12 protein-coding genes are annotated in these 12,247 nt (G+C 40.5%); 11 read left to right on the top strand and 1 reads right to left on the bottom strand.

Going from position 1 to position 12,247, the window contains the following annotated elements:
* Positions 1 to 184: 184 nt before the first annotated feature.
* The 11 genes from H5202_RS11820 (at position 185) to H5202_RS11770 (ending at position 12,066) form a co-directional block, all read left to right on the top strand.
* Positions 185 to 841, top strand: coding sequence for a 5-methylcytosine restriction system specificity protein McrC (locus H5202_RS11820; protein WP_182772253.1), 657 nt, complete (start codon positions 185 to 187; stop codon positions 839 to 841).
* A 614-nt stretch (positions 842 to 1,455) separates the two neighbouring features.
* A complete protein-coding gene (locus H5202_RS11815) occupies positions 1,456 to 2,265 on the top strand; it encodes a TnsA endonuclease N-terminal domain-containing protein (RefSeq protein ID WP_182772252.1) in 810 nt (269 codons plus the stop codon).
* Positions 2,256 to 4,478 (top strand): hypothetical protein, encoded by a 2,223-nt coding sequence (locus H5202_RS11810; RefSeq protein ID WP_182772251.1) that lies wholly within the window; start codon positions 2,256 to 2,258, stop codon positions 4,476 to 4,478. The genes H5202_RS11815 and H5202_RS11810 overlap by 10 nt, the downstream gene beginning before the upstream one ends.
* Positions 4,478 to 5,326: a hypothetical protein gene (locus H5202_RS11805; RefSeq protein ID WP_182772250.1), complete on the top strand. Its 849-nt coding sequence runs from the start codon at positions 4,478 to 4,480 to the stop codon at positions 5,324 to 5,326. The genes H5202_RS11810 and H5202_RS11805 overlap by 1 nt, the downstream gene beginning before the upstream one ends.
* On the top strand, positions 5,323 to 6,213 hold the full coding sequence (locus H5202_RS11800; protein WP_182772249.1) for a TniQ family protein: 891 nt from the start codon (positions 5,323 to 5,325) through the stop codon (positions 6,211 to 6,213). The genes H5202_RS11805 and H5202_RS11800 overlap by 4 nt, the downstream gene beginning before the upstream one ends.
* On the top strand, positions 6,210 to 7,796 hold the full coding sequence (locus H5202_RS11795; protein WP_259397295.1) for a TnsD family Tn7-like transposition protein: 1,587 nt from the start codon (positions 6,210 to 6,212) through the stop codon (positions 7,794 to 7,796). The genes H5202_RS11800 and H5202_RS11795 overlap by 4 nt, the downstream gene beginning before the upstream one ends.
* Before the next feature lie 248 nt (positions 7,797 to 8,044).
* Entirely contained in the window at positions 8,045 to 8,896 is an 852-nt protein-coding gene (locus tag H5202_RS11790; protein ID WP_182772247.1) for a hypothetical protein, read from the top strand.
* The gene (locus H5202_RS11785) at positions 8,886 to 9,656 is read left to right on the top strand and encodes a hypothetical protein (protein WP_182772246.1); all 771 of its coding nucleotides are present in this window, start codon (positions 8,886 to 8,888) and stop codon (positions 9,654 to 9,656) included. The genes H5202_RS11790 and H5202_RS11785 overlap by 11 nt, the downstream gene beginning before the upstream one ends.
* A gap of 63 nt (positions 9,657 to 9,719) precedes the next feature.
* The gene (locus H5202_RS11780) at positions 9,720 to 10,025 is read left to right on the top strand and encodes a hypothetical protein (protein ID WP_182772245.1); all 306 of its coding nucleotides are present in this window, start codon (positions 9,720 to 9,722) and stop codon (positions 10,023 to 10,025) included.
* Between the two features lie 184 nt (positions 10,026 to 10,209).
* Positions 10,210 to 10,353 carry a hypothetical protein gene (locus H5202_RS11775; protein WP_182772244.1) on the top strand — a complete coding sequence of 48 codons (144 nt, stop codon included), beginning with the start codon at positions 10,210 to 10,212 and terminating at the stop codon, positions 10,351 to 10,353.
* Positions 10,354 to 10,605: 252 nt separating this feature from the next.
* Positions 10,606 to 12,066, top strand: a complete 1,461-nt coding sequence (locus H5202_RS11770) for a hypothetical protein (protein WP_182772243.1) — start codon at positions 10,606 to 10,608, stop codon at positions 12,064 to 12,066.
* 35 nt (positions 12,067 to 12,101) lie between these two features.
* On the opposite strand, the gene H5202_RS11765 is transcribed toward H5202_RS11770, so the two are convergent.
* Positions 12,102 to 12,247: integrase core domain-containing protein (locus tag H5202_RS11765; RefSeq protein ID WP_182772242.1), on the bottom strand; the 146-nt coding region annotated here is incomplete at its 5' end.

Raw genomic sequence — 12,247 nt, 5'->3', positions numbered from 1 at the left:
TGCAATGGCTTTCTCAAAAAGCTTTCTTACCCATGATTCTTGTTTTTCAGGTGAAGGATATAAACCATTTCCATAGGACTCATTTATCAAAGCGAGATTAAATGCTAACTCGGCAGTAACTAAAATCTCGCGTTTAGTATCTAAAAAGTCATTAAAACTTCGTTGTCATAAGTTGAATCAAATAATGATTCAACTTGGTGTTTCCTCATTAGCCTCTGTGAATTATCAACCTAAAAATGATCGGTTCAGTCGCCATGAAACCAATGATCGCAAAGCCTTAGTTACTGCCGAGTTAGCATTTAATCTCGCTTTGATAAATGAGTCCTATGGAAATGGTTTATATCCTTCACCTGAAAAACAAGAATCATGGGTAAGAAAGCTTTTTGAGAAAGCCATTGCAGGTTTCTATGACTTAAAATTAAGAGAAGGTTGGAAGGTAAAACCAAGTAAAAAGATTATTTGGCAAACTGAAGAAGAAACATCACTAATTTCCAATTTATTACCAACCATGGAAGTCGATATTCAGCTAGATAATGTAGCTTTAGGTAAGCGTATTATTATTGATACCAAGTTTACTGCTATAACGAAACTGAATCAGTACGGACAAGAGCGATTTAAGCGGGAGTATATATTTCAATTATATTCATACCTTCGCTCTCAAGAACAGCAAGACGATCCCGTGTCTTTTTTTTCAGAAGGGATTCTATTACATCCTTCTATTGGGATCGATTTTAATGAAAGAGTGAAAGTACAAGGCCATGATATGCGGTTTTGTACTATAGACTTGACTCTTTCTGCATCAGAAATCCAATCTAAATTATTAAGCTTCATAACACCATAGTTTGATTTATATAACGGATCTAGATTCAACCTTTAATGATTTTTTACTGGGAATCTGCTTGCCTTTGCAACTATGAAAGTAGTTTTAGCCCCCCCAAAAACTTTACTTAGCACTTCTAGTTTTACTTCTGTTTAGGTTGTAATTTGAACATTTAGATTAATGTTTGTTAATCTTCAGGCGATTAAAAAGCACTTTTTCCAGAGTGATAAAATTGCGAATTTCGAGATTTCGCACCTTTTTGAGCATTTTTTTCATTGTAAATTTTTCTATTCTTAGGCGCTTTTTAAGCAATGCACAATTCTATTCCGAATGGGTCTATCCCCATGATAAATGCTGAAAATAGTCAGAAATTTATTTGATATAAATGACTTTCACCATCATTTCAATTCAAACGTTAAAAAGTAGTTATTTTTTAAAAAACAAATACTCTTTATTTCTTTTTTAAAAATAAATACAACAACTTATATCAAATAAAAAACATGTTGACCGTTGTTTTTTTTACGACTAAATTCCGATCAAATCAAATTTTAGTGAGGGTTTTATGTCTAGTAGTGATCTTAGTGTTGTGTATTCTTGCGTAACTCCAGTTTTTCCTGTTTTTGCGTGAGGTAGTTATGAAACGCACAGGTAAAATGACACTTGAGAGACAGCTGAAGTGGTTCGATGCTCATCGTCGCAGTATTGAACTAGACGAGGTAATTTACGAACCGTTTTGGCGCGTTGAAGATGTCCGAAGTTCTGGTGTCAAAACTAAAATTGCCCATTTTTCAACGCCCAATCGTGTCATGCACCTTCTGTCACAAAACGAACTCTGGATGTATCTATCGCTTGTGCAAATGCGCTATGTTGTTGAGATTTATGAGCAATATGCTATTCCTCTCGAGTTCTCCATTCCGATTGCGCAGCAATTGGGTGTAAAACATCCTGTTTACATAGGTTCCCAAGGGGTACCAATTGTCCAAACCATTGATTTTGTTTCAACATTAATTGATGGCTCACGTGTGGCTCACCCCGTTAAACAGGAATCCGATGCGTTGCGTGAGCGCACGATGGAAAAATTATCGATTCAACAAGCATATTGTGAGCTCGAACATATTGATTATCATATGGTTACGAGCACAGAACTGCGCACGGTTAAAAGCGAGAATCTTGAAGCCCTTTTTCGTCACCGTCAGATACAACCCTTTTTGCACTCCCTATTTGAAATATGGTTGAGCAATTTTATTGGCTGTTTATCTGATGACCGACATTGTCGAACCAGCGACATTATCGATATTTCCTCCGGTATTAGTGGAATCAATTTTTCACAGGCAGTCTCATTTTTTTACCATGCTTTGTGGTGCGAACGTTTAAGCATGAATTGGACTCAGCGTTTAAAACTCGAATTAGCAGCGTCAGATTTAGGTATATATCCATGCAATTGACTCATAGTCCTGATACCAACCAAATATTGAAAATAAACCTTGGTTTTGGTCCCAGTGAAGACGCCGAACAAGAGTGTTTTGTTGGTGATAAAATAATCAAAGAGGATTACCTGGTGATCAATATTGATATCCCGCTAAATGTTGCATTTGCTATCAATCTCGACTCTGTCGCTAAATTTCCTATTCAACTGGAATACAGTGAATTACTGAATAAAATCAATCATGAATCATTAATATTATTCGAAATGGATTGGCCTCAAGAGGCTTTAATGGATCTCGATAGTTTACCAGAGCACAAGAGAAACAAGGCGCTTGAGCGGTATCAAGTCATTGAGCCCCTACTACAAGACCTCGACAATGTGCTGCGCAACGATTATGGGCAAAACTGTATTGCAAAGGTCATCGAGCAAACCGGGCGTAGCAAGCAATATGTATACGACTGTTTATATTCGTATTTCAGGCTCGGTCAGCGCCGTGCAGGGCTATGTTTACCCATGGGTAAAAATACGATCCATGTCCCTAAAAAACGAGAATTACGCGTAAAACCAGGGCGTCCGAACACGGGTATCGCGAGAGGCAAGGTGCTGGATGAGTATGATTATAAAAATTTTAAATCAGCTAAACGTCTATATGCAAAACGCAACGGACCATCGATTACATATGTTTATAAGCAACTGATTAGAAAACACTATTATTCATCAAGAGTTAAGCATGATTTTCAAACAGCCCAAAAAACCCAACGTCGGTTTAAAGTAGAGCTGAAAGCTCCTGATCAACGCCCTACCTACAACCAGTTTTATTATTGGCTCTGTAAAGAGTTCGACGGCAATTTACCAACTAGAGATAAAAGTCGTCAAAATCCTATTGAGAATCAAAAAGACAACTCTGGTAGAGAAGGTGATGCATATGCGCATGTTATTGCGCCTGGGCAAGTTTTTGAAATCGATGAGACCCCTTTTACTGAAGAACTTGTGTCAGTTTTCGACCCCACTCGCTCCACTAAAATTGGCAAAGCCACCGTCTATTTTATCATTGATGTGTTCAGTAAATTAATCGCTGGTTTGTACATTACAACAGAAAATCCTTCTTACAATACAGTTCGTCAGGCGATTTTTAATAGTTCTCGCGATAAACAGGTTTGGTTTGATGAAATGGGGCTCAATTTTGATGCAAGCTTTTGGCCTCAATCGGGCATTGCAACAACTTATTTTGTTGATAAAGCGGAGTTTCATAATAAAATTTCCGAAGGACCGATCTCTGATTTGCCAGTAACTGTTAAATTTTCTCGCTCGGGTCGTGGTGATGATAAGCCTAATGTCGAGCAGCTTTTTGGTATTTTTCAAGAGTATTTTAAGGGCGTTAGTAAGGGCAACCAAACAAAATCGCAACAAGATATTGCGCGGCAATTGGCACGGAAAAATGCTTGCCTCACCGTCCACGAGCTTTATCAAATTGCCATCGTTTATGTGTTTTATCATAACAATAATCGCATAATTCCAAATTATCCTCTCGAGAGATCAATGGTAAGAGACCAGATCCCCGCTATTCCAGCAAAATTGTGGGCGTGGGCAGAGAAAAATCGCCCGGGTTATTTAATCAGCTTACCCGACGATGAGCTTTACCTGAAATTGTTAACCAAAGGCGAGATCACAGTTCATCGAGATCACTTATATCTCAAAGAAAAAGGCTTGCGATATAACTGTGAGTGGACTTTAGAGAGCGGCCTTCAAGAGCGCAAGTTGCCAAATCAGCGCAGCCTGATTCTTTCATGCCGTTACAACATTGAACTTGTTGATATTATTTTTATTTGCACATCAGACGGACTAAAAATAGCGACGTTAGATCATAAGGATAACCGGTTTGCTGGTCTGTCATTTGATCAAGTGAAGCAGCAAAAAACACAGGAGCATGGCGAAAACGAGCTTGTCATTGAAGATGAACTGCAATATTTGCTCGGGGTTCAGTTGTTTATTGAACACAAACTGACCCAAGCCGAAAAAGAAAAAATCTCGGGCACTATGCCCAGTCTCGCCAAAATTAAAGACAATCGCAAGCTGGAGGCGTTAATCAATCGTCAAAGTGATGTAAATCGCTATCTGCAAACACTGCATTCACAAAGTATTCTCGAGTTCTCGCAAAATAGCGATGTTGTTGAAGATGGTGAGTTCGAGCACAAGGCCCATTCAGCATTCTATAAACAAGAAAATAAATAATGAAAAAAACTTTACCTATTTCAATAGCATCGGCCCAATATCGACATTCAAATGTCTCGTCATATCAAGGGAATCCGCTCATTCTGGCTTTGCCTGACCGCATAGAGCCTGAGCGATTTATAACAGTCATGTCGCGTATCATTCAGGCTGGGATTAATGATGTCGACATGCCTGATGATGATCGAATTGCATCCCTCAGAAATCTACGTCAACTGCTGATTATGACGCCGCAACATCTCGATTTGTATAATGAATTATACGATCTGATGTGTCATGGCTATGTCGACAGAAATCCAACACGCGTTGAAGTCATTGCGTGGAGCTATGATATTGCTGATAGCCATATTGATATTGAAAATATCAAGCGTCCTCTTTTAGATATGATAGGTACTGCGACCACAGCTGATGCAATGTTCATGACCGGCATATCTGGAAACGGTAAGTCACGAGCGATTGAGTCTATTCTGACGAATCTATTTCCTACTGTTATTGAGCATCAAACTGATTCGCTGATTAAGCAGACGTTTAAAAAACGCTTCCCGCTCATGCGCATGGTTACGCGTAATATTAATCAAGGTAAAAAAGGACGACACTCAGATTTGTTGACGGTGCAGCAATATCTTGACTCTGGAAATAACACACTAGCAATCAAACATCTACAGAGTTTTATGTCATCATCTGAATTAACGTCTGATACCGCTCATGCTGTTAAGAATGATATTGAAAACCTGATAGCTTCGAATGAATTCTCTGAAGCGGATTTACAAAAGTTAGCAAAGATTAAGGCGGAATTAGACGGTAAACGTGAGTCAAAACGTTCACCACAAACGTTGGAGCATAACGAATGATCCGCGTTGATTTGTTACCCGATGAACATGTTTATAGTGCGTTTGTGCGCGAGCGCATGCTCTGCGGTCAAATGCATATAAATACCAGGCGATTTTTTGAGATTAATGCTATCGCCTACCATCAAATGCATTCGCAATTGCCATTAAATACCGATCTGATAGGTATTATTCGAAAAATAGATTTGTCGCCTGAGCAAATCCTACATACTCAATTAGAGCATACGCCTGCTTCTCTCTGGTTATTGAGTACGCCTCTCTATGGGGCGCAGTATACTATGCCCAACAATATGGCCCACGCAGGCATAAATCTCGATAAACGTTGGCGGTTCTGCCCGCAATGTGTTGTGGCTGATAAGGCTAGATATGGTGTGTCCTATTGGCATCGTTCTCACCAGTTGTGTGGTGCCAAAATATGTCCTATTCATGATCAGATTTTGCACTCTCATGATGAGTTAAAGGTGTTGGACTTTACACTACCGCATCATTGGCTCGATAGTGCTGTTTCGATGACGCTGCAGCCCTGGGAAGTGGCTTGGCAGCCTTTTATCTACCAAGTCGACCAAACGATAAAAGCCGACCCTCTTTGGCCTAATCGAGTGAAGGCGCAGATTCGTCGGTATTTAAATTGTGAGTCCGAGTTACCATTGCAACAGAAAGAGCGTAAACGGTTCGATCAACTAGCGAGGCAAATGACTGCTGACTTAGGTCAAGAATATATGGCAGAGTTATTTTCATCTAGTCGACCTGATAGGAGTTTGAAAACCAACATACTTTGGGCAACGTTATCCGGCCAGGTCGGCAGTGCAAAAATAAGACACCCTCTTTTTTGGTTAACGATTATTTTCTGGCTGCGCAATGAATTGTCAGAGTGCCAACATCTGATATGAATTATCTCGCCCCTCTAGCTAACGAATCAATATTCAGCTGGGTTGTGCGATACCATTTAACGTGTAGTGTGGGACATGAAAAAAACACTTATCAAGCCCTTTTTCAACAACCCAAAATCCGTCTGCATCCCTATTTACCTCACTCTATAGGCTATTTAGCCGGCCACGGTGGACTCACCGCACAGCACTGGTTAATACAACACACGTTATACCCCCTATTTCAATTTTTCGGCCATGATGCAGAGCAAAAGCTGTTGTCTGTGATGCTTCATGGCACGGGTAATCCGGTCATTACCGCCAACATTCCCCATGCGAGGCTCAATTTCTCTGCTGGCCATCGGGTGTGCCCACTGTGTTTGTCTGAACACCGACAGATCACAGGTACACCCATGTTTGATATCCGTCATCAAATTCCGGGTCTCGTGGTTTGCCCTATTCATCACTGTCTGCTGGTGGTGTTAGCCAGTGGCGATGCTGGATTAGATCGGCGGTTGACGTTTCATCATGCCGCCATGACTCCCCAAGTCTATCGGGTTGAACATCAGATGAGTACTGATTTTGCGCAGTTTTGTTGGGATACATTGGCGCTCATTAAAAATGAGCCATGTGATCTAGCATTGTTGCATACCCACTATCGACACCAATTAATGCATAAGGGATTTATGACGCGCTCTGGGCAGATCCGCATGGCCATGTTGGTGCGTGCCATTTCAGAGTATTACCAAGACATGGTGTTTGATCTTGAAAGTTCATTTGAGTTTGGCGAGCGCTTTTTGGGGCCGTTAATTCGCGATAAAACCCGAACCCTAAATCATCCATTTAAGCATCTGATTTTAGGATTCTGGTTGTTTGATCACGATCATCGAGGGTTTTTAGGGCAAGAAAGCCCATTTCAGCTGATGCCCGCCTTTAATGCTCCAGTAGTAGTTAATGATGATCGTGAGCGTATTTTATCTCTGTTGTCTGAAGATTTAAGTATGTCTCAGATTGAGACGATGACGGGGCGTAGTCGCTGTTATATCCGCCGTATAGCTGAGCTTGAAGGAATAAAGCATGCCACGAATGCCAATGCCTTTTCGCATCGACAACGTCATTGGGTGCTTTTACTGGCCTACCTTGGGCGACATCGACACGATATTGCCCGATCTGTTGGGGTGGGTGTGGGTTATGTGGAACAGCTTATCTCTAATACACCTGGGCTGGTGCTGTGGCGCCAGCAATTATGTGCAATGAGGAAACATCAGGCGTCAGTGATTGAGCTACTTGATGCGCGTCAATCTCATCCTGACTGGCGCAGGAAGGAGCTTAAAGCTCATCACAGTCGGGCATTTTTTCATTTATATCATCATGACCGTGATTGCCTTGAGGCTATTTTACCTCCTGCGTTGAAGCCATTGAAGCAAAGCAAGAATTGGGCAGTTGAGGATGAACGGTTAGTTCTGGCGATTACTGAGCTTGATGGGGCCGCGTCGATGTCATTGACGGTGCTAGCAGCAAAAGTGCGCGATAAGGGACACTTAATTAAACGGCTTGATAAGTTGCCATTAACGAAAGCGCTGTTGGTGAAACTGGGTGTGAAGTGAGGATGTGCCTGAGTGCGTCCAATGGGTGGTTATGTTAAATCGGGGTGTTTGCTGTTGTTTATGCGCTGTTGGCGAGCGTTGAGGGCATTAAGGCGTATTTTGAGTGGTGATGTTGCGTTCATTGACGGCTTAATGGGGTGAAAGTTTGTTACCGATTATGCTGACTTTTGGGCTTGGTGATGGACGGTGGGTGGTTGGCGTTAAATTGGCTGTAAGGGGGATTTTTACATGTTTTTAAGGAGTGTTGAATGGGACATGAGAATAAAAAACGCGTGTATTGTTTGAAGGCTAAACCGCTTTATGCTGCTGAAACCCAAGGACTATATCATCAACGAGGTGTTCAACCTTTGTTTTGTCATTGTAATGCGAATGATGAACTTGTGGCGCTGGTGGTGCATTTACGGGAGCAGTTGATGGCTTTGGATTTATACCAGGTGAGTAAGGCGTATCCAGATGCTCGGTGGTTTTTTGAGTTAGGTGATCGTTACTACTCTCAGGTGACAAGCTTTATCCATGTGACTCACAAGATGGTTTATTTCAGCGGTCATTTATTACCTTATGAGTCACCACAATTTCAGACTTGTGCTATCCCCATCGCTGAGTTGTTATTCAATCAAGGCGAATTCAAAAACATTGATCCTGTGGTGCACTATCACCCTCGAGTGAAAGGGTTGATTGATGAGATTGTGTCTAAGGAGGCAGAGATCAACCGCCGATTCGATCAAGCTTGTGCACTGGAGCGATTAGTTGATGCTATGGGCGAGCTTGATGAAGTGACGTCGGTAGTCAATACCGATTTAGAGGCTCATCAGCATCGATTGAAAATGGAGGCGAGTGAGTTGAGCCATCAGTATGATCAATTAGAGCGAGATATCGAAACATTGAGCTTGAAGATGCTTTATCAGTGCTTTCAGGTGCAAGTAGGTGATTGGGTGGCATCCAATGTACTGACAAGAGGAAAAACCATTCAATTAGTGGTGGCATCTGCAAGTTATTCAAATGGATGGTTGTTTATTAATGGCACTAACGTGACTCAAAAAGGGGTTGTGGGAAAACGTGATGAGCGCATAGCACTAAAGGTATTACCTGATGAACATTGAAAGCAAGTTGAAAAAGATAAGGACAAGCCGAAAGCGCAGAGTTGTTCTGCCATTTCATTCAATACCTATCGGTGGCATCGACGTTTCTGATGAGTTGTTTGCAGGGGTCATTATTTTCATTAAAGCATTGTTTAAGCGATTAAAGGTGCAGCAGTTTGATATTGAAGTTACGCATTGGGGGGAAATATTTTTAGTCGAACCAAGTCGTGGCATGTTTATCCAGTTATCAGTTCATTTGAGAGTGAGTGATGTTGATGTTAAACGGGTGAAGTTGGATCTTAAGTCTGATAATTATAGGGTCTATCAAGATGAGTGCTTTGCGCATGAGTCTCTGTGTGTATCGTTTAGGGTGAAGCGTTCAGGCACGCAGTGGCGGCGTTTTCCACTAGATGTCACATCGGTGTCTTTTGATAACGTAATGGCGACAATCATTAAGGCTATGCTGTTAAACGTTGCAAATTTAATACCCACCGTAAAGCATGAATTGAGTCGTGATATTCACACCATTGATGTCGATGATGTGGTTGCATTAATCCGCTATGGTGCGGCAAAACTTGGCCAAGACTCTCAATTTGCAAGCATCATCAGTGGCGATCGTGATTTATTGTATGTGAAAGGCTTTACCCTTGATGGAACTCAGTTGAGGTTTTCGAGTTTTAACCTTAGACAGTATCAGTATTGTCTGTCACCGCAATCAATGAAGGTCATGAAGATGTTGATCCCTGATGCGGGATACACGGTTGTTGAGTTTGTGAGTTGAGCGAATGATGTAATTGATAAGCTCATCAATACCGGTGGGCATTTTATGGTGAATGGAGGCGTTATGAAGCAGGAAATTATCGGTTTTTGTGAATATTTTGCGACTGGTGAAGGGATGACTTACATGCTCATGTCAGGTACTGAAGAAGCGATAAAAGACTTTGCAGGCCCTTATTTCTCAATAGGATTAACATTTTTTTCATTTGAAGATATGAGAAAAGCACTTATTGCTGGTGGGTCCAACGACATTGATAATCCGATAGTTAAAGCCGCAGAGATGCTAAATGGGCACTTACCCACTGTCGCTAAGTTGATACAGAAATACGGTTATTGTGAGTTTACATACAAGTTGCATCACAACCTGACTTAGCTGCCTTGATGTTGGTGATACAAGAAGGTATGTCAGGGCATATAGTTTGCCAAAAATCGCTCGAATGATGAGTGAAATAGTACGATGTACATTATAAAAATTTTCTCTCCAATTACCCAGCTTACTATCCGCATGACTTTACTTAATATTAAAACTCCTGAAACAGACAAATATAGGAGTTCCTATGTCTAACCAAAAAACACCAATGACCCCAACTGCATCAGCTCGTATCCAAAGTTCTGAAGCGAAAAATAATAGTGGTCAAGTAGCTAAAGATAGCTTTACTGCAAGGGCACAACGCGCAGCAGAAAAAAACAGTAAAAAATAATAGTGCAAAGATCAAAGGGGTAAGCGCTCTTACCCCTTAATAGGGAAAACTAAATGAGACGGTTTAGTCATAATAAAGAAATAAATACCCTTATTAGACAACTGATTAAGTCTAGAAAATGGTATTGTTTGGCAGGTAAAAAGCACAACTCACTAATCTCTCCCAAGGGTAAGCGAATTACTGTTCCTTCAACGCCTAGTGACTTTCGTGCGTATATGAATTTTAAAAAGAATCTACAGAGGATTATTTCAGTTGAAAATGCTTAATACCAAAAGAACAACACCTTACCCTACCATTCAAGCTCTTCTAAGAGAAATTGCTAGTGCCTTTGATACTAAGTGTTATCTTTCTGCTAGAGAGGCAAAAAAACTTGATGATAGCTGTAATAAGACGATCGATATTCATGTTAGTGAGCTTGAAGAACTCAAAAATCTAACGATTCTAACACCACTTACTACTATTTTCGGTGCTGAAATAGCTGCGCGAGTAGAGTTGTTTTTAGATGATGTCATCAAATGTTATTTTATATGGATTGAAGATCATCCTCTTGATGGTGTATCGGTTGAGGATGCGAATACACTCTTTCAAACAACGGGTTATTTTGAGGATTTATTGATAAGCCGTTTTGTTATGGAAGACTATTATAATCAAAAATTATGTGTACCAGACGGCGTTAATTTAACATTACTCAGTAAAGACCACGCCGAAGCATTTATTTTGTTACTAGATCATAAAGAAGCCAAAGATCGCGTCCGTTTATGGGCTTCAGAAAAAGAACGTCCATCTTTGAAGTATGTCGAAAATATAGAGCAGTTTGCATCCCCGTCGATTCTAGGAAGCAAGCAATGGAATAATCTCAAGTGGGGTATTATTGCGTCTAGGTTTATCATGAGCTTTCATTCTAATAAAAAAATGGGACTGGTAATTCAGAGACATAGCCATACTTTTAAGTCTTTTCAATCTAAAAATGCCAATAATCACCTTGAAATTAAAAGTCACATAAACGCCATATTTGCTGAGTTTAAAGAAAAGGGCGGTATGAAGAAAACAGATTCAGATCGTGAAAGAGTAGATTTTTTATTAAGAAATTTAAAGTATGAGATTGATAAGATAGCTCCGGATTATGGCGTTAGTTATATCTATCATCAGTTTAGGGCAAGACACTTAGTATTATGTGGTGATTTAGACGCTGCGAATGAAGAGTATACAAAAGCTTTCGAACAATCGCTTTATCGAGATCACTCAAAGGCTCAGATTCAGTTAGTGATTAGTGAAGCCTTGTTAGTTGCCGCGTATCAAGTTCGTCCAGATCGTGTTTTTATTAATCGATTAAAATCAGCATCAATTTTAATCGGTCTCGATCAATTGCCCGCGAAAGTTAAAGCAGAAGGTAAGCAGAAACTAGAAGTACTGAATAGCAATGAAATTGAAAGCTACAGAGTAGATTTTGTAAGGATGTTTCCAGAAAACCTTGCATACCCTTCAGTTTCTTATCCTAAATACGATCCAAAAGTAGGACTTCTTTTAGAGTCTTTGGATTCAAATCTAGTTAATGAATTAAGTAAAAAGAAGATAAAAATTGGTTTCGAAGGCTCGTTACAAAGAAAAACTACACCGCTTATCGCTGCCGCAATGCGAAATGAAGTTGCTCTAGTACAAAAAATTCTTGATTCAGGTGCAAGTGTGAATGTTATTTCTGAAGTCGGTGGGTAATCTCCCCATTTTTAGCTGAGATCAAAAGTAGAGACTTAGGCCACTAGTGCCAGTTTTTGCTTTGGTGGGACACCACCAATTGCTGTATTGGGTCTTTCATTGTTATAAAACCATAGCCATTGTGTCGCATGTTCCTGTACCTCGGCAATACTATTCCAAAGATATTGGCTCAGCCATTCGT

The sequence above is a fragment of the Shewanella sp. SG41-4 genome, assembly GCF_014164505.1.
GTDB lineage: Bacteria > Pseudomonadota > Gammaproteobacteria > Enterobacterales > Shewanellaceae > Shewanella.
The sequence above is the reverse complement of the archived record's forward strand: the minus strand, read 5'-3'. Positions and strand labels throughout refer to the sequence as shown.

Coding starts and splice junctions, on each gene's coding strand:
- H5202_RS11775 (WP_182772244.1), top strand. CDS start 10,210: ATGTCTAACCAAAAAACACCAATGACCCCAACTGCATCAGCTCGTATC.
- H5202_RS11790 (WP_182772247.1), top strand. CDS start 8,045: ATGGGACATGAGAATAAAAAACGCGTGTATTGTTTGAAGGCTAAACCG.
- H5202_RS11785 (WP_182772246.1), top strand. CDS start 8,886: ATGAACATTGAAAGCAAGTTGAAAAAGATAAGGACAAGCCGAAAGCGC.
- H5202_RS11780 (WP_182772245.1), top strand. CDS start 9,720: ATGAAGCAGGAAATTATCGGTTTTTGTGAATATTTTGCGACTGGTGAA.
- H5202_RS11810 (WP_182772251.1), top strand. CDS start 2,256: ATGCAATTGACTCATAGTCCTGATACCAACCAAATATTGAAAATAAAC.
- H5202_RS11815 (WP_182772252.1), top strand. CDS start 1,456: ATGAAACGCACAGGTAAAATGACACTTGAGAGACAGCTGAAGTGGTTC.
- H5202_RS11795 (WP_259397295.1), top strand. CDS start 6,210: ATGAATTATCTCGCCCCTCTAGCTAACGAATCAATATTCAGCTGGGTT.
- H5202_RS11800 (WP_182772249.1), top strand. CDS start 5,323: ATGATCCGCGTTGATTTGTTACCCGATGAACATGTTTATAGTGCGTTT.
- H5202_RS11820 (WP_182772253.1), top strand. CDS start 185: ATGATTCAACTTGGTGTTTCCTCATTAGCCTCTGTGAATTATCAACCT.
- H5202_RS11805 (WP_182772250.1), top strand. CDS start 4,478: ATGAAAAAAACTTTACCTATTTCAATAGCATCGGCCCAATATCGACAT.